The organism is Streptosporangium subroseum (assembly GCF_900188345.1).
Classification (GTDB): domain Bacteria; phylum Actinomycetota; class Actinomycetes; order Streptosporangiales; family Streptosporangiaceae; genus Streptosporangium; species Streptosporangium subroseum.
This window is the reverse complement of sequence record NZ_FZOD01000002.1, coordinates 254316-276889: the sequence shown is the minus strand read 5'-3', so window position 1 is coordinate 276889 and position 22574 is coordinate 254316. Positions and strand designations below refer to the sequence as shown.

The window sequence follows — 22574 nt, the reverse complement described above, 5'->3', positions numbered from 1 at the left end:
TGGGTCCGGCTGAAATACATGATTCACCGTGGATCTTGCATGTCTTTGCCCGATCCGGGGGACTACTTGATATGACCTGGCAATAATTACGGCTCAATCATTCAGGCCCGGCATGGTCAGTGAAAATTACGAAATAAAATGTCATGATGGACATCGATAATCGCCTTGGCGAGTACTTGCGCGCTCGGCGTGAACTGGTGACCATCAAGGAAGTCGATCTACCGGTTTACGGTCGCCGCCGCACGCCGGGATTGCGCCGTGACGAGGTCGCGTTCCTGGCTGGTATCAGCACGGACTACTACACCCGTCTGGAACAGGGCCGCGAGCTGAACCCGTCCGACCATGTGCTGATGGCGCTCGCTCGGGCGTTGCAGCTTGACGCCGACGCGTCGAGATACCTCTACGAGCTTGCCCGCCCGCACACCCGGCCACCCGCGGTGATCACCGAGAGAGAACAGATCAATCCCGCCATGGCCCGCTTTTTGAGGGGGTGGACCGACACCCCGGTATTCGTGATCAGTCACTGTCTCGACGTGTTGGCCGCCAATCCGCTGGTTGACGCCCTTTTCGAGGATCTGGACTGCAAAGACAACTGCCTGCGCATGATCTTTCTGAGCGAGGGGGCACCGGAGCTTTACGCGGACTGGGAGAAGGCCGCCTCCTACAAGACGGCCTTTCTGCGCGCCGCGATGAGAGCCGATGACGAGCACCCGATCCTGACCAGCCTGGTTGAGGAGCTGTCGTCGCACAGCGCGGAGTTCCGTCGTTTGTGGAGCCGCCACGATGTCCGGATCAGACGCAACGAGATCAAGGAATTGTGTCACCCGCGCATCGGCCGGGTGAGCCTGAGATGGGACGCTTTCCACGTCAGCGGGTCCCCCGGCCAGCAGCTTCTGGTTCTGGCCCCCGAACCGGGCAGCCCGTCCGAAGAAGCCCTGGCCACGCTGAACCGTGCGCGCGATTCCACGTCGGCCCAGGGCTGAATGCGCATCTCCCATCCGGTGACCGTGCAGCCGAGACATCGGCGCGTGCACGAACAGGACAGCGTTGTCGCCCGCCTACGTGAGCCGTCGGACGAGCCAGGCACTCGTGGGGCCTGAGATTGCGGGTGCCGATTATTCATCCGACCGCATCGCCTTAACGTCGGCGGCCGGCCCCTTGACGTCGTTCTCCAGCCCAGCGATCGCCTTCTCCAACGCCAAGAAAGACGCCCTTACCTCTGCCTGGGTGCACATGAGGGCATCCTGCCAGGGGTGGCCACAACCGGGCGCCCTTCCCTTCTGTCCGGCTCGGGGCGCATCCCACCGCGCCCATATGGACCTGTAGGAACCTCAAGGGGTAGCGTGCCGGCCTGGGAGCGAATGCAGGCGCTTGGGCACGACCATCCTCCAGGCGTCCTCGACGAGCTCGCGCATCTCGGTCTCGTCGATCGCGCCCAGCCACACCCGCACCCAGTTGTACCGCTCGTCGGAGGGCCGGGGCATGTGAAACTTCTCGGGCTCGGCCGCGATCAGGGCGGGCCGTTCCTCCTTGGGAAAGGCGAAGCCCATCGAGGTCTCGTCCGGCGAGATCCCGATGTAGACGATCCTCCCCACCCGGAACGTCACCCGGTCCCTGACGATCTTCTCCTCCGTCCGGGGCAGCGCCATGGCCACGCGGCGCACGTCGTCGGCCGTGATCATCGGGACGCGCCGTCGAGGGAGGCGGTGAGGCGGCGCAGGGTGAGCTGCAGCTCCCTGCCCTCGGCGGCATCGAGGCCGGTGGCCTCGAAGATCTTGCGAGGAACCTCGCGGGCCCGCTGCCTCAGCTCCGAACCCTCCGGCGTGAGCCGTACCAGCACGGAACGCTCGTCGGTGGCGCTGCGCTCCCTGCTTACCAACCCCGCCGCCTGCAGCCTCTTGAGCAGCGGCGACAGCGTCCCGGAGTCGAGTCGCAGAGCCTCCCCGAGCTCCTTGACCGTCACCGGCTGACGCTCCCAGAGCACCATCATCGCCAGATACTGCGGATAGGTCAGGCCGAGCTCGCGCAGCGCCCCCCGGTAGACACCGTCCATCGCCCGCGACGCGGCGTGCAGATCGAAGCAGAGCTGATTCTCCAGCAACATTTTCACGGGGGAAGCATACCAAAATTGACTGTGGGCAATTAGGTCGTGCACAATGAAATTGCTGAAAACCTAGAAGGAGAACCCATGAGCGCGCTCTACACCGCCATCGCCACCGCCTCCGGCCGCGACGGACGGGCGGTGTCCTCCGACAACCGTCTCGACGTGACACTCGCCTCACCGAAGGAGATGGGCGGATCGGGCGAGGGCACCAACCCCGAGCAGTTGTTCGCGGCGGGCTACGCCGCCTGTTTCGCCAGCGCGCTGCAGCTGGTCGCCAAGCAGATGAAGCTCGACGCCTCCGAGGCCTCGGTGACCGCCGAGGTGGGTCTCGTGCGGGGGGACGGGACCTTCGGGCTGACCGTGGCGCTGCGCGTCGAGCTGCCCGACGAGCTGCACGGCGAGCAGGGCACCGCCCTGGTCGAGGCCGCCCACCAGGTCTGCCCCTACTCCAACGCCACCCGGGGCAACATCCCCGTCAACCTCGTGATCGAGTAACGTCCACGCTCAGCGAAGGGGCCTGCGGCCGGCGAATCCGAGCTCGTCGCGGTGATACCAGGCCAGGTCGCGGTCCCCTTCGAGCCAGCACAGTCGGACCGAGACCCCGTCGAGCATCGAGGGGAAGTCCACCAGCAGGGGCGCGATGCCCTTGACCTCGATGCCCTCCGCCTCGAACCAGCCGAGGATCTCGTCCAGGCGCGCCTCGAACGCCTTCGCCTCCGGCAGCCCGCCGGACTCCGACACACCGTCCTCACGGAGGTCGTGGGCAAGCTCGGCCAGCTTTCCGCGCATGCTCACGAACTCGTCGGTCCGCTCCAGCAGGGCGGGCATGAGCGCCCTCGCCTCTCTGAGCGTGAAGATCCTGTCCACTCCCCGAACGTTATCGTCTCGCCGGTGAACGCGCATGGAGACCGCCCGTCGCCCGGCCCTCGATCACCGAACATTTTTGTCAGCATATGCTGACAAAAATGAAGTGTCAGCATATGCTGACACCATGGGATCGGTAACCGAACTCGCCGAGGCCGTCGACGGCAAGGACCCCGTGGCCGCGCTGACCGCCGTGGCCGCGCTGCGCCGGCTCCTCGAGGAGCTCGAGGCGGTGCACGTCACCAGCGCCCGGCTCCAGGGGTCGTCGTGGGAGACCATCGCCGCGGCACTCGGCGTGAAACGGCAGACGGCACACAGGAAGCACGCACACCGGATCGTCGACGGCGGGAGATGACGATGTTCGCCAGATTCACCCCGGAGGCCCGGCGGACCACGGTCCGTGCCGGTCTTCTGGCCCTCGACGAGGGCCGCACCACGCTCGACGAGGACCTGTTCCTGCTCGCCCTGGCCGAATCCTGGCCGGTGGCGGGCTTCACGGTCACCCCCGAGGCGGTCCGCACGGAGATCGGAGAACGCCGGGCGGGTGATCGCGAACTGCTGGCCACCCTCGGCATCGACCTGGACGAGATCCGCCGCCGGATCCCGGTCCGGCGGGACGACCCGCTGGCGTGGCGGCTGCGCCGCTCCCGCGTCCGCCCGCTGAACGTGGTGCTCGTCGGCCCGGTCGGCGACCTCCCCCTCACGGGCAGGGCGAGAAAGGTCGTCGAGGTCGCCATGAACTGGCGCGGCTCCGGGAGCCGGGTGACGGACGAGGACCTGCTGAGGGGCCTGCTGGCCGACGGCTCGAACGCCTCCGTGTCGATCCTGCGCCACCTCGGCGTCGACCTTCTCCCCCTGGCCAGGAGCCTGAACTTCCTGCGCAGGTCGGCCTGAGGGGCGAGCGTCCTCCTCTGCCGAACCTCCGCCTCCGTACGACGTGGCCGCGGACTGCCTGCCGTGCGGCCGGCCACCTCCGGCCCGGCCGCACGGTAGGCGGGCCGGTGGACGACGTCGACGACGGCTCCCGTCCTGCCGATCGCGATCGACGGCCGGTGCTCCGGGGGATGGTCAGGGCCGCGGCGAGCGGGTCAAGGACGATCAGCTCTCGATCCCGTAGAAGCGGGCGGCGGTGCCTCCGAGGACGGCGTTCCTGGCGGCCTCGTCGAGGCCCGACAGGAGCATGCCCGTCTCCTTCCACACCTTCGCGTAGTCGCCCGCGAGCAGGGACACCGGCCAGTCGCCGCCGAACATCAGCCGCTCGGGGCCGAACACCTCGACCGCGTGCTCGACGTAGGGCCGGAGGTCCTCGGCGGTCCAGCTCTCGGCGTCGGCGGCGGTGTTGAGACCGGAGACCTTGGCGTAGACGTTGGGGTGCTCGGCGGCGCGGGCGATCAGCGACGCCCACGGCTCCCAGCCCTTCTCCGCGATCGGCGGCTTGGCCAGATGGTCGATGACCAGCCGCAGGCCCGGCACCCGTTCGGCGAGGAACGCCACGTGCTCCAGGTGCCTGGGCAGCACCGCGACCACGTCGAAGGGCAGCCCCGCCGCGGCGAGGAGGCCGAGGCCCTCGACGACCGAGTCCCGGATCACCCAGTCGGGGTCGGGGTCGTCGTGGATGAGGTGCCGGACCCCGGCGAACTTCGGGTGCCTGCCGTACCGCTCCAGCGCTTCGGCCGCCTCGTCCGGCCGGTCCAGCGGAACCCAGCCCACCACGGCGGCGATGAAGTCGTACGCGTCGGCCTGCGCCAGCATGGCGTCGGTGTCGGCGTAGGAGTCCGCCGCCTGGACCAGCACGGTCCGGTCCACCCCCGCCGCGGCGAGCTGCGGGATGAGCTCCTCCGGGGCGAAGGTACGGAAGATCGGCTCCAGCTCCGCCGTCAGCCAGGGGTAGGAACCCGTCTCCAGGTTCCAGAAATGCTGGTGGGAGTCGATGACGGACATCCACCCCTCCTCGGTGTTGATTATCGGTTCAATCGTTTGATCTTGCACAAGCTAGGACGCCTCCCCGGGGGTGTCAACGCCGAGGTCACGCCCATGCGATTCCCCCGGGACCGGCGGCCGGACGAGTCCCGGGGTGACCTCGGCGGGGTCGAGGAAGCAGCAGGCGGATCCGCCCGCGTCGACCCCGGCCGTGATCTCGTCGAGCGGGAGAGGAAAAGGTCAGACGGCGGCGGAGTCGCTCCAGCCCAGCTCCTCGTAGAAGGCGTCACGCTCCCGCGCGAAGGAGTCGCGCGACAGCACCGCGCCCGCGTACGGCCCCGCGGTGACCGCCTCGTCATGGAAGCGGCCGGGCAGCTCGTCCGGCCCGCCTCCCTCCCGGGACGCGTAGGCGCGCATCAGGTCGAGCCGTCGCTGACCGGCGTCGAGCAGATCCTCCACGGTGAACTTCGCCCCGGAGACGGCGGTGACCAGCGACGTCAGGTGGTCGATCGTCAGCGGCCTGGTGGGAGAGCTGGCGAAGACGCAGAGGTTGAGCGCGTCCAGGGCGCTCCACAGCCGCAGCAGGCGAGCACTGCGGCGCCCCCGCCCGGAGTCCAGCGTGACCGCCTCGGCGGGTTCGACGCCGATCCGCGCCGCCTCGGGGAAGGAGTACGGCAGGCCGAGCTCGGGATCGAAGTCGAGGTCGTGCTCCAGCGCGTCGTAGCGCGGGCCGTTCGGAGCCGCGGCGTAGCCGAGCCCGATCCCCGGCTGCGCCCTCGGGTCGAAACACGGCACCTCGGCGCCCTTGACGGTCATCGCGTACGGCTCCGCCCCGGGTCCGATCCGGCGGGCGGCGCGGGCCGATCCCTCCGCGAGCAGGTCGCCGAGGGCTCCGTCCCGCGCCGCGACCTCCCGGATCAGGCCGTCGAGCGCGCCGGTGTCGCCGAATGCGGGTCCCGCGGGCAGCAAGCCGCGGGAGGCGCACTCCATCGCGAAGGCGAGCGTCCCGCCGAGGGAGACCGGGTCGAGGCCGAGGTCGTGGCAGAGCGCGTTGGCGCCGAGCACCGTGTCGAGATCGTCGATCCCCAGGTTCCAGCCGAGCGACAGGACCGCCTCCTGGCCCAGCCCGCCGGACCTCCGCTCGGGCGCTTCCTGCGGGGCGTACACCTTGAGGCAGTCATTGGGGCAGCCGGGACACCCGCCCTCGGTCGCCACCGCCCGCCCGTCGTAGGCGTGCGGGGCGATGGGGCGCAGATCGTTCGCCCCCGAGGTTGAGAAGTTTCGCACGGCCAGGTAGCCGGGCTGCGGGGTCTCCCCCACCCACCCGGCGAACCCGGGCTCGCTGTGCTGGAGCGCGGCGAGCTGATTACCGGGGATCGCCTCCCGGTAGAAGGCGGCCAGGCCGGCCAGCGCGTCCGGATCGGCGACGGAGGCCGGGGCGTCTCCCACGCACACGATCGCTTTGAGGTTCTTGGAGCCGAAGACCGCGCCCACGCCGTATCTCGCGGCGGCGAAGGCGTAGTCGGTCACCACACTCGCGTAGCGGACCAGGCTCTCCCCCGCCGGCCCGATGGCCGCGACGTGCGCGTCCTGGCCGTGGCGTGCGCGCAGGGCGTCGGTCGTGGCGGCGGTGCCCAGCCCCCGCAGTTCTTCCGCGGCGTGAATCGAGACGTGGCCGCCGGTGACCAGGAGGTAGGAGAGCGTCTCCGCCCTGCCGGTGATCGCCAGAGCCTCGGCGCCCGCACCGCGAAGGCCCGCCGCGAACGGGCCGAGCGCGTGCGTCTCCCCGGCCACCCCGGTCAGCGGCGACTTGGCCAGGAACACCGACTTGGCCAGCCCCGGTCCCCGTACGCCCCCCAGCACGCCGGCCGCGACATAAACGAGCGCCCGCGGATCGTACGGATCCAGACCGGCGGGCGTGCGTTCGGCGAGCAGCCGCAACCCGAGAATGGATCCACCGAAGTGACCCGCCTCAGCGGAGCGATCCTCCCGTTCGACGGTTCCACGGGTCAGATCGACGACAAAGGGCATGGTGCGGTCTCCTCGGCAGGCATCCGTCCGGTCACCGTCAAGTTTGGCGCAGTTCGACCGCCATGGCGGCGAGGGCGACGGTGGGGTGGACGGAGGAGACCGTGGCCTGGATCGGCGAGAAGCGCCGATCCAGGCCGGAAGGCGTGCACCGTGGTTGGGCGGGGAGCCGGGAGCGTTCACACCGTTGACCCGGAACGCTCTTGAACGAGGGCGTTCCTCCTACGGTGTCTTGTATTTCAGGGTGTAGGGACCCGAGCCGCTCGCGGAGACCACGCGGTAACGGTAGTAGCCGGCCGCGCCGGTGTAGTCGATCCTCTCGTCGGGGTTCGGGCTGTCGGAGACGGCGACCGTGTTCCAGCTCCGGCCGTTCCATCTCTCGAGGAAGAGGTCGAAGTCGACCCCCTCCCTGGCGTCCAGGCAGCCGGAGTGCAGACCGGCGACGGTCGTCCGATAGTTCCGGTTGCTCGGCTGGTAGACGATCTGTCCATTGTTCAGGGTGCCGGTGACGTTCTTCGGCAGGCCGGTGCAGGCGCCCGTACTCGGGGGGGTCGTGCCTGGCGGGGTGGTGCCCGGTGGGGTGGTGCCCGGTGGGGTGGTGCCCGGTGGGGTGGTGCCCGGTGGGGTGGTGCTCGGCGGGGTGGTGCCGGTGGTGGTCACCAGGCTCAGACCGTAGACCGTGAGGATCTCGTTGACCGGCTGAAAGTAGGTGACGCCGCCCTTGGTGCAGTTGCCGGAGCCGCCGGAGGTGACGCCCTGGGCCTGGTCCACCGAGATGAAGGAGCCACCGGAGTCGCCGGGTTCGGCGCAGACGTTGGTGCGGACCAGTTCGTAGACGGTGCCCTGGGGGTAGGTGATGCTGGTGTCGCGCTGCTGGATCGTGCCGCAGTGCCAGCCGGTGGTGGAGCCCGACCGGCAGACCGAGGCGCCCTCGATGGCGGCTCTGGAGCCGACGACGCTCACGGTGCCGCTGCCGTTGCTCACCTCCGGCTTGGGCGTCCAGTTGGCGTTCACGGCGACCCAGGAGTAGTCGCTGCCCGGGAAGGTCGACCCCTCGAAGACGCCCTGGGGGCTCCAACTGGTGCTGCTTGTGGTCTCGCCCTTCTTCCCGCAGTGACCGGCGCTGACAAAACCGTTCTGGGATCCGTGGGTCACCGAGAAGCCGATAGAGCAGCGCTCCGAGGTACCGATGTAGTAGGGGATGCCGCCGACGATGTCGTCGAGGAGCTGGGGAGTCTCTTCGGACGCCTCCACCTTCACCGCGACCGGATCCACACCGGAACTTTCCAGGACGTTCGTGGCCTGAGCGACCTCCTTGGAGAGGACGACGACCTTGTTGGTCCTCACGTCGACGTAGCGCACGGTTCCCGCCTGCCGGCGGGTGGGAAGGGTGCCGTCGATATGTTTTTTGATCCCGACGAGGTCCGCCAGGGATCGGGTGACGACCTCGGCCCGTGCGCCCGCGGCCGTGATCTGGGGAATGTCGGAGGAGTCGGTGGTGGCGACCACGAGGTTCTGCGCGATGGTTCCCGCGAACCAGGAGCCGGCGAAGCGGTCACCCAGCAGGCTGCGGAGCTTCGCCTCGACCGGTGCCAGGCGGGCCTCGTTGATCAGACGGGCCTGGGCCTGCTCCTTGCTGAGGCTCAGGTCACGCTGGAGCGCCTCGATCATGCCCGGCGGTGGTTTCCAGGCGGGCCGGGCCATCGACGCGTCCGCCGGTCGGGACCGGGCTGCGACCTGGACGGGCGTCAGGGCCAGCGCGGTGATCGCTAGGACGCATCCCGTGGTAACAACATGTCTGCGGGACATGGGTCTCTCCTCGACCTCGGCTTTCACAGCATGAGGGGGGAGATCGCCTCACATCACAGATTGATCATGAGATGTGATCGATGCCATGCTAATCCAGCCGTTATGCCGCAGCCCCGAAAGCCACGCGGCACGCTGGAGGTGTTTGGACTCGCAGCCGGCGGTTGGAACGCCGTCGGCGCGATCTCACCGATTCGAGCATGCGCATGGTGGGCTCTCAGGGACCGATGAACCGGCGCAACGGCAAGAGGCCAAGGCCCGCAGGGTTGTTCCCCGCCTGGGCCGGAAAAGCCGTGAATCCGAGCCCGCACCTTTCTTGAGGGAGGTGCGGGCTCGGATTCACGGGCTGTTCGGACGGTGACGGCTACGCCGGTGACAGCGCCGGGTCGTCGGACCGCTCGGCGGGCGGGGGCGGCGGGGGGTCGTTGTCGTCGTCCAGGAGGGTGGTCTCGTCGAACGGGATCCGCCCCGACAGCACCTCGGCCGCGCGTTCCTTGTCGAACTCACCTGTCCAGGTGCCGACCAGGACGGTGGCGACCGCGTTGCCCGCGAAGTTGGTCAGCGCCCGCGCCTCGGACATGAAGCGGTCGATGCCGACGATGAGGCCGACGCCGTCGACGAGGTCGGGGCGGTGCGACTGCAGGCCGCCTGCGAGGGTGGCCAGGCCCGCGCCGGTGACCCCGGCTGCGCCCTTCGACGCGATCATCATGAAGACCAGCAGGGAGATCTGCTCGCCGAAGGCGAGCGGGGCGCCGGTGGCGCTCGCGACGAACAGGGTGGCCATCGTCAGATAGATGGCGGTGCCGTCCAGATTGAAGGAGTAACCGGTCGGCACGGTGATGCCGACGACGGGACGGCTCACGCCGAGGTGCTCCATCTTGGCGATCAGACGGGGCAGGGCCGACTCCGAGGACGAGGTCGACAGGATCAGCAGGAACTCCCTGGCGAGGTAGCGCAGCAGCGAGACCAGGCTGACCCTGGCGACCGCCCAGAGCATCGGCCCGAGGATGCCGAACACGAAGAGCACGCAGGTCACGTAGAAGGCGAGCATGATGACGCCGAGACTCTTGAGCGCGTCCATGCCGGTGGCGCCGACGACGGCGGCCATCGCGCCGAAGGCGCCGACCGGGGCGGCCCACATGATCATGGAGAGGATTCGGAAGACGAGCCGCTGAATGTGCCCGATGCCGTTCAGGATGGGCGTGGCCCGCTCCCCCATGGCCAGCAGGGCGAATCCGGTGAGCAGCGCGACGAGCAGCGTCTGCAGCACCTGCCCCTCGGTGAACGCCGACACCAGCGTGGTGGGGATGATCCCCAGCAGGAACGTCACCGTGTCGCTCTCGCCGCCCTTGACGGCCTCGGCCTCGGCGGCCTTGCGGAGCTCGTCGGTGAGCTGGAGGCCCTGGCCGGGATCGACCAGGTTGCCCACGATCAGGCCGATGGCCAGCGCGACGGTCGACATGATGAGGAAGTAGCCGAGCGCCAGGCCGCCCACCTTGCCGACCTTGGCGGCCTTGGTGACCGATCCGACGCCGAGCACGATGGTGCAGAAGATGATGGGACTGATCATCATCTTGATCAGCGCGACGAAGGCGGTGCCCAGCGGTTTCAGGTCCTGACCGACCTCGGGGGCGGCGAGCCCGACCGCGATCCCCGCGATCACTGCGACAATTACGGCTATATAGAGATAATGAGTACGATCTCGGGACATAAGAGACACTCGGTCTTCCGGGTCTAGATAAAAACTCTGGCCGAGCGACTATGACTTCACCCTGTGACCCAAGTCACTATTGCGTACATTTTGGTTGTGGATGTGAGAGAGCTGCCGAGACGGATACACCGCTGGAGTCTGGCCAGGCAGATGCTCGTGCTGCAGACCGTCGTGGTCGGGGTCACCGTGGCGGGGAGCGCGCTGCTGGCCTTCTCCCAAGCCGGAGACCTGCTCGCCGAGGAGGCCAACAGCAAGGCCGAGGCCGTGGCCATCAGCGTGGCCGAGTCCCCTTCGGTCCTGGCGGGCCTCGGCGACTCCTCCGTCCTGCAGCCGTACGCCGAGCGGGTCCGGCGGGAGACCGGGGTCGACTTCATCACGATCATGAGCCCCACCGGTATCCGCTACACCCATCCCAACCCGACCCAGATCGGCGGCCATTTCCTCGGCAACACCACCCGCGCGCTGAAGGGTGAGACCTTCACCGAGACCTACACGGGCACCCTCGGCGCCTCGGTCCGCGCCGTCACACCGGTACGCGATGCCCACGGCACGGTGAAAGGCCTGGTCAGCGCGGGCATCACGATCGACAAGATCAGCATGAGGACCCGCGGGCAGATCGCCGGCGTTGTGCTCATCGGCCTGCTCGGCCTGGCCGCCGGCGGGGCGGGCACCTACCTGGTCGGGACCCGGCTGCGCCGCCAGACCCACGGAATGGGCCCCGCGGAGCTCAGCCGGATGTACGAATACCACGATGCGATCCTGCACGCCGTACGAGAAGGACTGCTGCTCGTCGACGACGCGGGCAGGGTCACGCTGTGCAACGACGGCGCCCGGGAGCTCCTCGGCCTGCACGGCGACGTGAGCGGGGTGCACGTCACCGAACTGGGCCTGCCCGCCTCCCTCGCCGACCTGCTGGTGAGCGGGAGGACCCGGACCGACGAGATCCACATGACAGGCGAGCGGACACTCGTGGTGAACGTCGCCATGGTCAGCTCCGGCAGCCGCTCCCTCGGAATCGCGGTCACCCTGCGCGACCACACCGAGCTGCAGTCCCTGACCGGGGAACTCAACGCCGAACGAGGCTTCGCCGACTCCCTGCGGGCCGCCGCCCACGAGTCGGCCAACCGGCTGCACACCGTCATCACCCTCGTCGAGCTGGGGCGCACCGAACAGGCGATGGCGTTCGCGACCTCGGAGATCAAGGCGGCACAGCAGCTCACCGACCGGGTGATGGGGGCCGTACGCGAACCCGTGCTCGCCGCACTGCTGCTGGGCAAGAGCGCCGAGGCCGGAGAGCGCGGCGTGGAACTGGTGATCAGCCCGGACACCGAGCTCGACGACATCGGCCTGGACGACCGGGACCTGGTGACGATCCTCGGCAACCTGATAGACAACGCGGTGGACGCGGCCATGGCGGGCGTCCCGCCCGCACGGGTGGAGGTGAGCCTGCGGGCCGACGAGACGACCTTCCTGATCAGCGTCGCCGACAGCGGCCCGGGGCTCGACCCCGTCACGGCGGGCGAGGCGTTCCGGCGGGGCTGGACCACCAAGGGAGACGGCCGCGGTCTCGGACTGGCCATGGTCGGGCAGGCCGTGAACCGCCTGGGCGGCGCGATCGACGTGGGCAACGGGCCGGGCGCGGTGTTCACCGTACGGCTGCCGCTGCCACACGGGTCGCTGTCACCTGAATCGCTGTCACCTGAATCGCTGCCGCATGGGTCGTTTCCGCGTGGAGAGGTCGTCTCATGATCTCGGTGCTGGTCGTCGAGGACGAGGAGATCACCGCCGAGGCGAACCGACTTTTTGTGGAGCGGGTGCCCGGTTTCCGGGTGGCGGGGGTGGCCAGGTCCGGCGGAGAGGCGCTGCGCTTCCTGCGGCGGCACCCGGTCGACCTGATCCTGCTCGATCTCTACCTGCCCGACATGCACGGCCTGGAGGTGTGCCGGGCGCTGCGGGCCGCGGGCGTCCTGTCCGACGTCATCGCGGTCACCTCCGCGCGCGACCTGTCGGTGATCAGATCCGCGGTGTCGGTCGGGGTGGCGCAGTATCTGCTCAAGCCGTTCACGTTCGCCTCGCTGAGCGAGAAACTCATGCGCTACGCGGAGTTCAGGTCGTCCGTGGACGGCTCGGGCGAGGCCAGCGGCCAGACCGAGGTGGATCGCGCCCTCGGCTCCCTGTGGGGCCCGGCGCACAACTCGCTGCCGAAGGGAATGACCCCGGCCACCCTCGACGCCATCCTGGCCGAACTGCGCAGATCTCCCGACGGCCTATCCGCGCAGACCGCGGGCACGGCGATCGGCGTCTCCCGGGTGACCGCCCGCCGCTACCTGGAATACCTGACGGAGATCGGGGCCGCCCGCAGGATTCCGCAGTACGGCGGGCTGGGGCGCCCCGAGCTGCTCTACCGGTTCACTTGAGCTCCAGTACGTCATAACGACCGCGGAACTGGTAGGAAATAGGGGCCCGCCCTGCCACCCGCGGGCCTCAGGAGCGAAGCATGCCCTTTTTCACGGCCTCATCGAGCCTGCACGGCACGGCGTTCGTCGTCCAGGCCTGCGGAGAGCTCGACTACCAGTACGCCCCCGTCTTCCGCAGCGAGATGGCCAAGGCCTGGGAGTCCGGAGCGTCCTCCGTGGTCATCGACGTCACCGGACTCACCTTCTGTGACTCCACCGGCGTCGGGGAGCTCATCCTGAGCCTCCAGCGGAGCCAGGCCCTGGACATCCATCTGTCCCTCGTCGGCGTTCACGGCACCCTGGAGCGGATCCTCACCATCACCGGCCTGCGCCCCGCCTTCGAGATTTCCCCCTCGGTCGAGGAAGCTCTGCGGGGCACCTGACCAGCCGCCCGCCGCCGCTCAGTTGCCGCGGTTGGCGTGGTCCATCGGCACCCGGGGCGCGTCCACGATCACATCGGAGAAGATGTCGACCACGAGGGCGACCACACCGCCGATCGCGATGATCACCGCTCCCGCCCAGAACACCATCCAGTTGGGGCCGACGCACAGGGCCACGCCCCCGACGGCGAACCCCACCAGAATGATGATCACCGCAAGCCAAGACTTGGGGCTTCCTCCGTGACTACCAGCCATGAGCTTCCTGTCCTCTCCGTGTGGATCAGCAATTCGCATCGTTCGCCGCGGTGATCACCCGGATCGGCGACCGGCGGAGCTCCCACTGCTCCACCGGGTCCATCCCCAGGCTTTTGACGACGGCTTTTGACGGTCGCCGGCGGAGTTCTCTCCGCCCGGCCGCGGCTTTCGGCCCTCCGGACTGAGCGCGAGACCACCGGGACGCGCTCGCCCCGGCCGTCGCGCCACCGCCCGATATACCCGATCATCTCAAGACGCTTCAGCAGCGAGACCAGCGTACCGGGACCGAGCTTCAGTGGCTTGCCCAGCACCCTGCCCGGCGGCCGTGCGCGCCCTCGGAGAGCGATCATCGCCGGTGCCGCCCGGGCCGGCTCCGGTGACGGGCGTCAGACCACGACGGCATCGCGCGAGGTGATCGCCGTGGCAGGGCCGTCGGCCACCTCGCCGGCCCGCCGCCGATGATGGCCCCGGGCATGCACTGACCAAACCGGATCTCTATTTAGGGCATGAGAGGATGTTCCGGTTGGCCGGGGTTGGACTGCCCGTCCAGATCAGGAGGTCCGTATGTCTGAGGTCACACCGGAACCCGAAAGTTCCGAGGATGAGCTGAAGCGCAAGTTCCGCGAGGCCCTGGAGCGTAAGAAGCTCGCCCAGACGGAGGCGGGCGCCGGGGGCAAGGGGAAGAACTCCTCAAAGATCCACGGTGCCCATGGCCCGGTTGGGGGCAAGCGTTCCTTCCGCCGCAAGAGCGGCGGCTGAGGGAGAATCGATCAGGCCTGGCTCAGACCTGAGCCAGGCCTTTGCCCTCTCCGGCGGCGACCCTCCCCGGCCGAAGCGCCCGGCCGACCGAAGCACAGGGCCGGCCGAAGCGCACCGTTGGTTGAAGCACAGGGCCGGGTGAACCGCGTTGTTGGTTGAAGCGCAGGGCCGGCCGAAGCGCACCGTTGGTTGAAGCACAGGGCCGGGTGAACCGCGTTAAAGCGCACGGCCACCTCTCGGTCGAAATACACGACCGGTTGAAGCATCGGACTTTGGTCGAAATGTGCGGTCTCCCATAGGCTGTCCCCGTGAATGATCATGGCGAAGATCCCAGGCCGGCCCGCGGTGCAGTCCGGGAGGTCTACCGCGTAGACCGGGCGGCAACCCTCAGCTACTCCCCCGATCTCGACGGGCTCGCCGACCCCGGCGAGATCGTCTGGGCCTGGGTCCCCTACGAGGAGGACCCGAATCGGGGCAAGGACCGGCCGCTGCTGGTCGTCGGCCGCCACGGACGCCAGCTGCTCGCGATGATGCTGTCCAGCCGCGGTGACGACGACGACCCGGACGAGTGGCTGGAGATCGGCCTCGGCCGCTGGGACAAGGAGAACCGCGTCTCCTACCTGCGTCTGGACCGGGTCTTCACCCTTGACGAGGACGACATCCGGCGCGAAGGCTCGATCCTGGACGGCGAGCGGTTCGTCGAGGTCGCCCTCGCCCTGAAGCGCATCCACGGCTGGTCCATCACCAGATAGACGCCTCTGTGAGCCGTCGGCCCAGCTCGATGGGACGCCCTCCCCTGTCGCCGGAGGGCGCTCCACGGGCTCCGCTCGAAGCCGCCTTCTCGCGGTTCGATCTCGGCCAGTACAGTACCTGGATGGCAAACCTACGGGAGCAGATCCTCGCTGAGCTGGGCGTCAAGCCGACCATCGTCCCCAAAATCGAAATCCGGCAGCGGGTCGACTTTCTCAAGGACTACCTGCGGTCTACCCCGGCCAAGGGCTACGTGCTCGGGGTCAGTGGCGGCCAGGACAGCACGCTGACCGGCAGGTTGTGCCAGCTCGCCAGCGAGGAGCTGCGCGCCGAGGGACACGAGGCCACCTTCGTCGCGGTGCGGCTGCCCTACGGCGTGCAGGCCGACGAGCACGACGCGCAGATCGCGCTGGGGTTCATCCAGCCCGACCGGTCGATCGCGGTGAACGTCAAGCCGGGCGCGGACGCCGTCGCCGCCGAGACAGCGCTCGGTGTGCGGGAACTGCTGGGCGATGAGCCCAAACTACGAGACTTCGTGCGCGGCAACATCAAGGCCCGCGAACGCATGGTGATCCAGTTCTCGATCGCCGGGCAGCTGAGCATGCTCGTCGTGGGCACCGACCACGCGGCCGAGGCCGTGACCGGCTTCTTCACCAAGTACGGCGACGGCGGTGTCGACATCACCCCGCTGACCGGACTGACCAAGCGCCAGGGCGCCGCCCTGCTGCAGGAGCTGGGCGCACCGCCGAGCGTCTGGGAGAAGGTGCCGACCGCCGACCTCGAGGACGACCGGCCCGCACTGCCCGACGAGGTGGCACTCGGCCTGACGTACGCCCAGATCGACGACTACCTGGAAGGTCTCGACGTCCCGCAGGACCTGGCGGCGAAGGTGGAGTCGATCTACCTCGCGACCCGGCACAAGCGGACCGTACCGGTCACCCCACTCGACGACTGGTGGCGGCGTTGATCCCGCGGTAACCGCCGGACTCCATCCGATCGCTATCGATTACCCGCGCCTGTAGAAAGGCCACGCTTCCCGTCGAGCTCTACGATTACTTACGCCGGAAGGTCTCCCACCGGGCGGCCAAAGCGCCAGAGCCGGATAATGAGCTCATTGCCCTCAACCACGGTGATCGCCGCCTCATAGAAATACAAGCAGAACGCGTGGAAGTCACCGGATAGCTCCGAACCGGTGGCACGAGGATCTCAAAGAGACCATCCCCGCGGGCACGGAGCCAGCTACCGAACCCGGCCGCGCCGTACAGCGAGCGGGGACCATCCCCGCGGGGGGCCGATTTCTCGTAGTCGTCTGTGAAGCCTTGATGTCCAGACCATCCCCGCAGGCGCCTGCGGGGATGGTTCGGCTTGATGTCGGCCGTGGGGCCGTTTTCAATCGTCGGCCCCGCGCCTGCGGGGATGGTTCTCTGCGTAACCGCGTCGCCGGCGCGGGCACGGTGTGGTCCCGCCCGCTAGCTTTGATCCTCCCTCGTCGCAGTCACCCTGGTCGTCCACGAGCGCAAGCGGCTCGGCTGCGGTCTGGAACTCGCGGCGATGGCCGGACAACTCAAGGCCGGCGACGTCGCCTTGAGTTCCTCACCATCGAACTCCAGGGATCACACGACCCGTCCGGAGTGGTGATCAGGCCGTTCCACCAAGCTTCAACGAACGCTTGCCCTGGCCGTAGCTAGTGGCGCGTCACCGGACCTTGCTGGGCTATTTGATCTCGGCGGGTGAGCAGGCCAGCCTGGTCCCGGAGTAGTTCTGGGAGGTGGTCGTGGCGCGTAAGCCTGAGGTGTTCGTCCGTGCGTTGACGATGGAAGAGGGACGGTGCCTGCAAAGGATCATCCGCTCAGCCAAGGATCCGGTGAAGCTGCGGCGGGCGATCGTGGTGCTGATGTCCGCGCAGGATCAGTGAATGGCTGCGCGAGCGCATCTGCCTGATCGCCCGGACGACCCCCGCCGAGTGGGGCATCACCGCCTTTTCCACCTGGAGCCTGTCCAAGCTCGCCGCCCACCTGGTCGAGCTACGGCTGGTGACCTCGATCAGCCGCCAGCACCTGGCGCGGATCCTCAAGGCCGGCAAGGTGTCATGGCAGAGCACCACGACATGGAAGAGCAGTAATGACACCGACTTCGTCGCCAAGATGCAGCGCATCTTGGCCCTTTATGACGCCCCGCCCAAGGACGGGCGGGTGGTGTGCGTGGATGAGTTCGGCCCCTTGAACCTGCGGCCCCGCAAGGGCAAGGCCTGGCGGCTGGGCAAGAACCCCCGCCGCCTGCGGGCCACCTACAACCGCTACGGCGGGGTCATGCAGCTGCTCGGCGCCCTGGACCTGGCCACCGGGAAGATCTACTACCGGATCCGTGAGCGCAAGCGCTGGCGTGAGTTTCTGTCGTTTGTTAAGTCCCTGCGGGCCCGCTGGCCCGGCGGCACCCTCTACTTGATCGTGGACAACTACTCGCCGCACAAGCATCCCCAGGTCAAAGCCTGGGCCGCTGCCAACGACGTCGAGCTGGTGTTCCTGCCGACCTACGCCTCCTGGCTGAACTGGATCGAGTCCGAATTCGCCGTGCTGCGCTACTTCGCCCTCAACGGCACCGACCACCGCAGCCACCTCGAGCAGAACGCCGCCATCGCCGCTTATGTCCGCTGGCACAACCGGCACGCCCAGCCCAAGGTCAGCTTCACGGCCAGTTCCCCAATCCGCTCATGGACCAGTTACCCCACCAAGATTGCGTGACGCGCCACTAGCGATTTTCAAGACCGCTGTTGATCCCTACCAACGCTTACTCTGACCTGGCATTACGGCCAGGTTGCCTCCGAAATCCACAAGATCGATTCACGCCACGGCTGCGTCGCCTGAACAGTTCGGTGTGACACGGGCTATCAAGGCCAGAGAGCCTCACATCCCTCACAACGGGATCGACACATCCTTTGCTCGCAAATGAGACATGCGCATTTATTCGGGAATGATGCCCAGCAGCCCCTGCGATGAAAACCAGTCGCGGTCGAGAAACCGCCCACTGACTCTTCCCAAGACACATAGATACTCCTCTAGCTGCCCTTCTAGTGAATTAAGGTCATATCTCAGATCCTCCCAGTAAATGCGATATTCTTCCTCATCGTAGATGGTTCCATCCCATACACCATCGTGGATGTAGGAGAGTTCATCGATTTCTCCTATACCGTAGATGCATGAGACATCGAAAACGCGCTGGCCGCCTAGGCTGAGGGCCTCCGGAGATGACCTCAATCCATTGAGATAAAGAACTAGGGACCAGCCGGGAGCAAGGCGGGTAATCCAAGCCCGATGCGACCCCCCGGACTTATAACCGTAGAATTCCATGGCAGCCTGAAAGTCGCACACGACTGTCGTCTCCGCTTCGATGTGCAGCCGCCGGGCCACCTCGCCGATGTCTTCGATGCTGACCCATTGGGCCATAAAGAAGCCATGGAGTCCATGTTCACGTAGGAGACTCTGTTGATTTTCGGCAGGAAGGGCATTCATAGAAGATATCCAGATTCTGTACGACGACGGCGAGAGGAAAGCGGGCGAGAAGTTTGGCAATGCCACTCCTCGCCCGAGTCCTAGGACGGGTGCATCTGGCGAATCTTAAGATTCGATGAGCACCCAGAATTTAGTGCCTCGTCCTACTCGAAATTGTGTATAGAACTTTTCGAGCTCCGTCCCGTGCCGGCTGTTTTGCCAGGCATTTACAGCTTTCAAGGAAAAATTCCCTTGAGCATGACCGGCTCCTTGGAGGGTTGACGCGAACGGGTGCTCGTCGCAGGAGTTACCCATTCCCTTGGGTAGTTTATCTGCCCTGTTCGACGCACGATACTTTTCCGACATATAGTATTTGCAGTAGTTTATGGTCCAGGCGTGGCGAGCACGCTCTTTCTCGCGAATCTCGTATTCAGCCTCGGTCGCCGGCGGGACCGATAGGGACGGCGGGAGAAGCCAGTGCATTTCCCTTGTCGTCCCCACATCCATATGCATTTCTCTCTTAGAGAAATAACTTCTGTTGTAGTCATAGGTCGGGATTGTGCCTTCAGCGTCGGCCTCGGTCTTGGTTGTGCCACGGGTCAGCGGCTTCCCTGCCGGGTTGTTGGCACCAGGAGCCCCCAGTTGCCGGGGATTGCCTTGTTCTGCCCGCCTACTGGGAGAAACCTGCTGGGCGGATAACGTGCATTACCCCAATTATGGCCCGGCCGAAGCGGTGGAAAAGTCTGAGAGTTGCTAGAGTTCAGCGCTTCCTCAATATGTTCGATGACCTCGATGAATTTCTTGTCCCTGGACTTGGACATAATGAACACGCGCTTGGATCGAGTGTTGACACAGCCGCCGGTGTGGTCCGGGACATCATCCGACCCCCGCTCCATTTTGGGTCCAAGGCATCGAACCCCCGCTCGTTGAACACGTGCACCACCTGGCGCACGTAGTCGTCACTGACCTGCATCAACGCCTTGATGGCGGAAGCGGACTGTCCTTGCGCGGACATCAGCACCACGATCACCCGCCGCAGCTTCACCGGATCCTTGGCTGAGCGGGTGATCCTTTGCAGGCGCCGTCCCTCTTCCATCGTCAACGCACGGACGAACACCTCAGGCTTACGCGCCACGACCACCTCCCAGAACTACTCCGGGACCAGGCTGGCCTGCTCACCCGCCGAGATCAAATAGCCCAGCAAGGTCCGGTGACGCGCCACTAGCTCTAGCTATAGGAATTCCAGGCCGGCACGGGGCGTCCGTGCCGTTGGGTCACCGTCACTGGCGCTGCCCCGGCTTGTCGACCACGGCGAAGCCGAGAATCGCCCGGTGGGCGTCTCCCATGTAGCGATAGGTCTGAGGGTTCAGGACGATCACCTGGCCGCCCGATCTGCTCCCGCGGTCGAAGACCACCCCGATGCCACGCCGTCCGGCGTAATCGGTGGCGTTCCCGACCACCCGCACGCCGGGGATCTTCGCGAGTGCCCGGTACAGCGTGGCATTCGTCTTGGGCGGGATGAGTTGGTTGTCCCGGAAGATCATGGCGATCACTCCGAAGGTGGTCACGTCCTGGCCCCTGTCGCGATAGTCCTTCCTGATGCGCGCGAGCAGGGCGTTCGGGTCGGTGGGCAATCCGGCCGTGTAGGTGTAGAGCTTGTTCGGAGTACGGTTCACGGTTCCCGGACCGCCGATGGTGCCACCGTTGAACCGCGGGTCAACGCGGCCGGGCCGGAGCCGCTCCCCTGGGCGCAGAATGCGCTTTCTGTAGAGCTTCCCGTTCTGGATGGACTCTGCCATCTCCCTGCCGTCGAACTTCCACCATTCCTCTACTTTCACTTTCCCCTTCAACATCGCCTCCGGGCCGACCACATTGCCGGGCTGGAGTGCGAAGGCGTTCAGCGTCTGGGTGTAGACCCATTGATGAGGGCCGGGCCGGGAGGGCGCGGTCTGGTGCTCAACGGTGACCGCCGCCAGTTCCAGAGTCTGTAGGGTCGCGTTCGGGATGGTCGCGTTCGGGATGGATCGAGGCGTGCCGTCGGGGAGCACGCCGCTGATATGCGCCGCGACGACCGTCAGGGCGGCTCCTGCCGCTACCACGCCGGTGATCGCCAAACGTCGGCCGATACGCGCTCGCAGCGAACGGCGCCACGCCGGGGCGGAGTCGAACTCGCGCTGCAGGCGGGTCCATGCCCGGGCCTTCACCGCGGAATCGTGCGGCGGGTCTGCCGGCCGGAACCGGCGGATGAGAGCGATGTCCTGCTGGTCATTCATGTATCCACCTCCGGGAACTACTGCATGGGATTGATGTCGCCGAACGCCCGGCGGAACTTCTTGCGAATGCGGTGCAGTCGCGACCCGATGGTGCCCACCGGCACGTCGAGCGCCTGTGCGGCCTCCTCGTACGTCAGATCCGCCCAGGCGATCAGGAGCAGCAGGTCGCGTTCGGCGGGCGACAGCCGCGCCAGTATCGACGCGATCCGAGGAGCGAGTCGCTGGGCGGTCATCCGTTCATCGCTGGTCTGGTCGAACGGCTCGCTGAACCATTCGGTGTCCGCCTGGGCGAGCAGTCGGCGACGGCGGCGTTCCATCCGCCAGTGCTGCCGGATGAGGTTGGTCGCGATGCCATACAGCCACGGCCGGGCATCCGCCCGTGTCTCGTCGTAACGTTGCCGCCCGCGGAAGGCGACGGCGAAGGTCTCCGCGCCGACGTCCTCGGCGATCTCGGGGCCTAACCGCCGGGCGATGTAACGGTAAATCTCGTCCCAGTGCCGCTGGAAGATCCCAGCGAACCTCTCCGGCTCGCTGAGGGACGCGCCGATCGTCTCACCGTCGGTCACCCCTCTGATATCCGGAGGCCCTGTGATCGCCACTACCCTTTTCTCCTCTGATGCGCCGCATCGGTCACCCGGTACTTGGCGCCACAGCCGCCTCTTATTCCCCCTTTTTTTCGCGCCTCGGCGTTACGCGCCGTACAGCGGTTTCGGCGTCGAACTCACGGTGACGCGCAAGTGTTTCTCCCACGCCAAGGCGGTGCAGCTAGAACTGCTTTTGCCAGGTGGTTGCCGGGGTTCCAATTTGGCGACGAGAACCTCTTGCATTAAGGCGTGAGCCGTACCCTCTATGCGTGTTCAGGCCCGGACGAGATGCCGGGCGGGCTCTGGGCGCGTGCAGCTGCATGGATCAGTACGCGGGGCGTGGCATCGCGCAGCTGCCAGGCGACAGAGAAGCGGCCTCTGGCCCACTCCTGACGGTGGCGTCACCGGTGGCGACAGGGCATCTCCCGAGAACTCCGAGGGTGGTGCCTGCCGGCCGTCTGGAATGATGCCATCATGCGTGGATCTTTGATGGTCGCTGTCGCCCAGCCCGCGTGTGCCGATCTGGACGTCGCCCTCAACGCCGGTCGCCAGGCCGAGGTGGTGCGGCGTGCGGGTGCGCGTCTGGTGGTCTTCCCGGAGCTGTCGCTGACCGGTTACGATCTTGCGGCTCCCGCCGTGGCCGTGGACGACCCACGGTTGGATCCGATCAGGGCCGCGTGCGGCAGTGCCGGCGCGATCGCGCTGGTGGGCGCTCCGGTGCGGGAAGACGACGGGCGTGAGTACATCGCGATGCTCGCCGTCACGGGCGAGGGTGCGACGGTTGTATATCGGAAGATGCACCTCCACGGTGAGGAGGTCCACCGTTTCACCCCCGGCGAGAAGCCGACGGTTCTGGAGATCGACGGTTGGCGGCTGGGCCTGGCCATCTGCGCGGACGCCGCGGTGCCGCAGCACGCGGCCGACACCGCAGCGTTGACCATCGACGCCTACGTGGCCGGCACCCTGTACGGAGCGGGTCCGGAATCGGCGACCCGGCGAGACGGGCACATGCGAGACCGGGCCGCCACCCACGGCGTCTGGGTCGTCCTGTCCACCACCGCCGGACCGAGTGGGAAGTATCGCGAGACGTCCGGTGGCTCCGGGGTCTGGGCTCCGGGTGGGGACGTGGTAATCCAGGCAGGCACGGAGCCCGACGCCGTGGTGGCCGCGACTCTCCACTGACCCCGTGCGGAGGT

26 protein-coding genes are annotated in these 22574 nt (G+C 67.1%); 13 read left to right on the top strand and 13 right to left on the bottom strand.

Features of this window, described 5'->3' with window-relative positions; translation table 11 throughout:
* The first annotated feature begins 143 nt into the window (after positions 1 to 143).
* The gene (locus CHC08_RS03250; RefSeq protein ID WP_218825099.1) at positions 144 to 983 is read left to right on the top strand and encodes a helix-turn-helix domain-containing protein; all 840 of its coding nucleotides are present in this window, start codon (positions 144 to 146) and stop codon (positions 981 to 983) included.
* A gap of 348 nt (positions 984 to 1331) precedes the next feature.
* On the opposite strand, the gene CHC08_RS03245 is transcribed toward CHC08_RS03250, so the two are convergent.
* Positions 1332 to 1682, bottom strand: a complete 351-nt coding sequence (locus CHC08_RS03245) for an MmcQ/YjbR family DNA-binding protein (protein ID WP_089205629.1) — start codon at positions 1680 to 1682, stop codon at positions 1332 to 1334.
* Positions 1679 to 2104, bottom strand: a complete 426-nt coding sequence (locus tag CHC08_RS03240; protein ID WP_089205628.1) for a MarR family winged helix-turn-helix transcriptional regulator — start codon at positions 2102 to 2104, stop codon at positions 1679 to 1681. The genes CHC08_RS03245 and CHC08_RS03240 overlap by 4 nt, the downstream gene beginning before the upstream one ends.
* A gap of 84 nt (positions 2105 to 2188) precedes the next feature.
* Between CHC08_RS03240 and CHC08_RS03235 the strand changes: the two genes are divergently transcribed.
* A complete protein-coding gene (locus CHC08_RS03235; protein WP_089205627.1) occupies positions 2189 to 2599 on the top strand; it encodes an organic hydroperoxide resistance protein in 411 nt (136 codons plus the stop codon).
* 9 nt (positions 2600 to 2608) lie between these two features.
* On the opposite strand, the gene CHC08_RS03230 is transcribed toward CHC08_RS03235, so the two are convergent.
* Positions 2609 to 2971 (bottom strand): DUF2203 domain-containing protein, encoded by a 363-nt coding sequence (locus tag CHC08_RS03230; RefSeq protein ID WP_089205626.1) that lies wholly within the window; start codon positions 2969 to 2971, stop codon positions 2609 to 2611.
* 124 nt (positions 2972 to 3095) lie between these two features.
* Here CHC08_RS03230 and CHC08_RS03225 point away from each other — a divergent pair, with 124 nt between their 5' ends.
* Both CHC08_RS03225 and CHC08_RS03220 read left to right on the top strand, forming a co-directional pair.
* Complete coding sequence (locus CHC08_RS03225) at positions 3096 to 3323, top strand: helix-turn-helix domain-containing protein (RefSeq protein ID WP_089205625.1); 228 nt, start codon at positions 3096 to 3098, stop codon at positions 3321 to 3323.
* 2 nt (positions 3324 to 3325) lie between these two features.
* Positions 3326 to 3862 carry a Clp protease N-terminal domain-containing protein gene (locus tag CHC08_RS03220; RefSeq protein WP_143653092.1) on the top strand — a complete coding sequence of 179 codons (537 nt, stop codon included), beginning with the start codon at positions 3326 to 3328 and terminating at the stop codon, positions 3860 to 3862.
* Positions 3863 to 4066: 204 nt separating this feature from the next.
* Here the strand turns inward: CHC08_RS03220 and CHC08_RS03215 are convergent, their stop codons facing one another.
* The 4 genes from CHC08_RS03215 to CHC08_RS03200 form a co-directional block, all read right to left on the bottom strand.
* A complete protein-coding gene (locus CHC08_RS03215) occupies positions 4067 to 4909 on the bottom strand; it encodes an amidohydrolase family protein (RefSeq protein WP_089205623.1) in 843 nt (280 codons plus the stop codon).
* A gap of 219 nt (positions 4910 to 5128) precedes the next feature.
* Positions 5129 to 6919, bottom strand: a complete 1791-nt coding sequence (locus tag CHC08_RS03210) for an aldehyde ferredoxin oxidoreductase C-terminal domain-containing protein (protein WP_089205622.1) — start codon at positions 6917 to 6919, stop codon at positions 5129 to 5131.
* A gap of 219 nt (positions 6920 to 7138) precedes the next feature.
* Positions 7139 to 8725, bottom strand: coding sequence for a S1 family peptidase (locus CHC08_RS03205; RefSeq protein WP_089205621.1), 1587 nt, complete (start codon positions 8723 to 8725; stop codon positions 7139 to 7141).
* A 361-nt stretch (positions 8726 to 9086) separates the two neighbouring features.
* Positions 9087 to 10433 (bottom strand): cation:dicarboxylate symporter family transporter, encoded by a 1347-nt coding sequence (locus CHC08_RS03200; RefSeq protein WP_089205620.1) that lies wholly within the window; start codon positions 10431 to 10433, stop codon positions 9087 to 9089.
* A 96-nt stretch (positions 10434 to 10529) separates the two neighbouring features.
* On the opposite strand from CHC08_RS03200, the gene CHC08_RS03195 reads away from it, so the two are divergent.
* The 3 genes from CHC08_RS03195 (at position 10530) to CHC08_RS03185 (ending at position 13272) form a co-directional block, all read left to right on the top strand.
* Positions 10530 to 12182 (top strand): sensor histidine kinase, encoded by a 1653-nt coding sequence (locus CHC08_RS03195; RefSeq protein ID WP_245878091.1) that lies wholly within the window; start codon positions 10530 to 10532, stop codon positions 12180 to 12182.
* On the top strand, positions 12179 to 12850 hold the full coding sequence (locus CHC08_RS03190; RefSeq protein WP_089205618.1) for a response regulator: 672 nt from the start codon (positions 12179 to 12181) through the stop codon (positions 12848 to 12850). Before CHC08_RS03195 ends, CHC08_RS03190 begins: the two co-directional genes overlap by 4 nt.
* An 80-nt stretch (positions 12851 to 12930) precedes the next feature.
* Positions 12931 to 13272, top strand: a complete 342-nt coding sequence (locus tag CHC08_RS03185; RefSeq protein ID WP_089205617.1) for an STAS domain-containing protein — start codon at positions 12931 to 12933, stop codon at positions 13270 to 13272.
* 18 nt (positions 13273 to 13290) lie between these two features.
* Here CHC08_RS03185 and CHC08_RS03180 read toward each other — a convergent pair whose 3' ends face one another.
* Positions 13291 to 13524, bottom strand: a complete 234-nt coding sequence (locus CHC08_RS03180; RefSeq protein ID WP_089205616.1) for an HGxxPAAW family protein — start codon at positions 13522 to 13524, stop codon at positions 13291 to 13293.
* 564 nt (positions 13525 to 14088) lie between these two features.
* Between CHC08_RS03180 and CHC08_RS03175 the strand changes: the two genes are divergently transcribed.
* The 5 genes from CHC08_RS03175 (at position 14089) to CHC08_RS03155 (ending at position 17774) form a co-directional block, all read left to right on the top strand.
* The gene (locus CHC08_RS03175; RefSeq protein ID WP_089205615.1) at positions 14089 to 14283 is read left to right on the top strand and encodes a DUF5302 domain-containing protein; all 195 of its coding nucleotides are present in this window, start codon (positions 14089 to 14091) and stop codon (positions 14281 to 14283) included.
* Between the two features lie 308 nt (positions 14284 to 14591).
* Entirely contained in the window at positions 14592 to 15035 is a 444-nt protein-coding gene (locus tag CHC08_RS03170; RefSeq protein ID WP_089205614.1) for a type II toxin-antitoxin system PemK/MazF family toxin, read from the top strand.
* A 122-nt stretch (positions 15036 to 15157) separates the two neighbouring features.
* Positions 15158 to 16000: an ammonia-dependent NAD(+) synthetase gene (gene nadE / locus CHC08_RS03165; protein WP_089205728.1), complete on the top strand. Its 843-nt coding sequence runs from the start codon at positions 15158 to 15160 to the stop codon at positions 15998 to 16000.
* A gap of 807 nt (positions 16001 to 16807) precedes the next feature.
* Positions 16808 to 16948 carry a hypothetical protein gene (locus tag CHC08_RS50525; RefSeq protein ID WP_218825097.1) on the top strand — a complete coding sequence of 47 codons (141 nt, stop codon included), beginning with the start codon at positions 16808 to 16810 and terminating at the stop codon, positions 16946 to 16948.
* Positions 16941 to 17774: an IS630 family transposase gene (locus CHC08_RS03155; protein WP_338055658.1), complete on the top strand. Its 834-nt coding sequence runs from the start codon at positions 16941 to 16943 to the stop codon at positions 17772 to 17774. Before CHC08_RS50525 ends, CHC08_RS03155 begins: the two co-directional genes overlap by 8 nt.
* 219 nt (positions 17775 to 17993) lie before the next feature.
* Here the strand turns inward: CHC08_RS03155 and CHC08_RS03150 are convergent, their stop codons facing one another.
* The 5 genes from CHC08_RS03150 to CHC08_RS03130 form a co-directional block, all read right to left on the bottom strand.
* Complete coding sequence (locus CHC08_RS03150) at positions 17994 to 18542, bottom strand: hypothetical protein (protein ID WP_143653091.1); 549 nt, start codon at positions 18540 to 18542, stop codon at positions 17994 to 17996.
* A gap of 105 nt (positions 18543 to 18647) precedes the next feature.
* Positions 18648 to 18887, bottom strand: a complete 240-nt coding sequence (locus CHC08_RS52865; RefSeq protein WP_420823552.1) for a NucA/NucB deoxyribonuclease domain-containing protein — start codon at positions 18885 to 18887, stop codon at positions 18648 to 18650.
* 394 nt (positions 18888 to 19281) lie between these two features.
* Positions 19282 to 19656, bottom strand: a complete 375-nt coding sequence (locus CHC08_RS03140) for a helix-turn-helix domain-containing protein (RefSeq protein ID WP_245878089.1) — start codon at positions 19654 to 19656, stop codon at positions 19282 to 19284.
* A gap of 145 nt (positions 19657 to 19801) precedes the next feature.
* A complete protein-coding gene (locus CHC08_RS03135) occupies positions 19802 to 20794 on the bottom strand; it encodes a CU044_5270 family protein (RefSeq protein ID WP_089205611.1) in 993 nt (330 codons plus the stop codon).
* Between the two features lie 17 nt (positions 20795 to 20811).
* On the bottom strand, positions 20812 to 21393 hold the full coding sequence (locus CHC08_RS03130) for an RNA polymerase sigma factor (RefSeq protein WP_245878088.1): 582 nt from the start codon (positions 21391 to 21393) through the stop codon (positions 20812 to 20814).
* Positions 21394 to 21852: 459 nt separating this feature from the next.
* Between CHC08_RS03130 and CHC08_RS03125 the strand changes: the two genes are divergently transcribed.
* A complete protein-coding gene (locus CHC08_RS03125) occupies positions 21853 to 22560 on the top strand; it encodes a carbon-nitrogen hydrolase family protein (protein ID WP_089205609.1) in 708 nt (235 codons plus the stop codon).
* Positions 22561 to 22574: the final 14 nt, after the last annotated feature.

Coding starts and splice junctions, on each gene's coding strand:
- CHC08_RS03250 (WP_218825099.1), top strand. CDS start 144: ATGATGGACATCGATAATCGCCTTGGCGAGTACTTGCGCGCTCGGCGT.
- CHC08_RS03245 (WP_089205629.1), bottom strand. CDS start 1,682: ATGATCACGGCCGACGACGTGCGCCGCGTGGCCATGGCGCTGCCCCGG.
- CHC08_RS03240 (WP_089205628.1), bottom strand. CDS start 2,104: ATGTTGCTGGAGAATCAGCTCTGCTTCGATCTGCACGCCGCGTCGCGG.
- CHC08_RS03235 (WP_089205627.1), top strand. CDS start 2,189: ATGAGCGCGCTCTACACCGCCATCGCCACCGCCTCCGGCCGCGACGGA.
- CHC08_RS03225 (WP_089205625.1), top strand. CDS start 3,096: ATGGGATCGGTAACCGAACTCGCCGAGGCCGTCGACGGCAAGGACCCC.
- CHC08_RS03220 (WP_143653092.1), top strand. CDS start 3,326: ATGTTCGCCAGATTCACCCCGGAGGCCCGGCGGACCACGGTCCGTGCC.
- CHC08_RS03215 (WP_089205623.1), bottom strand. CDS start 4,909: ATGTCCGTCATCGACTCCCACCAGCATTTCTGGAACCTGGAGACGGGT.
- CHC08_RS03210 (WP_089205622.1), bottom strand. CDS start 6,919: ATGCCCTTTGTCGTCGATCTGACCCGTGGAACCGTCGAACGGGAGGAT.
- CHC08_RS03205 (WP_089205621.1), bottom strand. CDS start 8,725: ATGTCCCGCAGACATGTTGTTACCACGGGATGCGTCCTAGCGATCACC.
- CHC08_RS03200 (WP_089205620.1), bottom strand. CDS start 10,433: ATGTCCCGAGATCGTACTCATTATCTCTATATAGCCGTAATTGTCGCA.
- CHC08_RS03190 (WP_089205618.1), top strand. CDS start 12,179: ATGATCTCGGTGCTGGTCGTCGAGGACGAGGAGATCACCGCCGAGGCG.
- CHC08_RS03185 (WP_089205617.1), top strand. CDS start 12,931: ATGCCCTTTTTCACGGCCTCATCGAGCCTGCACGGCACGGCGTTCGTC.
- CHC08_RS03180 (WP_089205616.1), bottom strand. CDS start 13,524: ATGGCTGGTAGTCACGGAGGAAGCCCCAAGTCTTGGCTTGCGGTGATC.
- CHC08_RS03175 (WP_089205615.1), top strand. CDS start 14,089: ATGTCTGAGGTCACACCGGAACCCGAAAGTTCCGAGGATGAGCTGAAG.
- nadE (WP_089205728.1), top strand. CDS start 15,158: ATGGCAAACCTACGGGAGCAGATCCTCGCTGAGCTGGGCGTCAAGCCG.
- CHC08_RS03150 (WP_143653091.1), bottom strand. CDS start 18,542: ATGAATGCCCTTCCTGCCGAAAATCAACAGAGTCTCCTACGTGAACAT.
- CHC08_RS52865 (WP_420823552.1), bottom strand. CDS start 18,887: ATGTCGGAAAAGTATCGTGCGTCGAACAGGGCAGATAAACTACCCAAG.
- CHC08_RS03135 (WP_089205611.1), bottom strand. CDS start 20,794: ATGAATGACCAGCAGGACATCGCTCTCATCCGCCGGTTCCGGCCGGCA.
- CHC08_RS03125 (WP_089205609.1), top strand. CDS start 21,853: ATGCGTGGATCTTTGATGGTCGCTGTCGCCCAGCCCGCGTGTGCCGAT.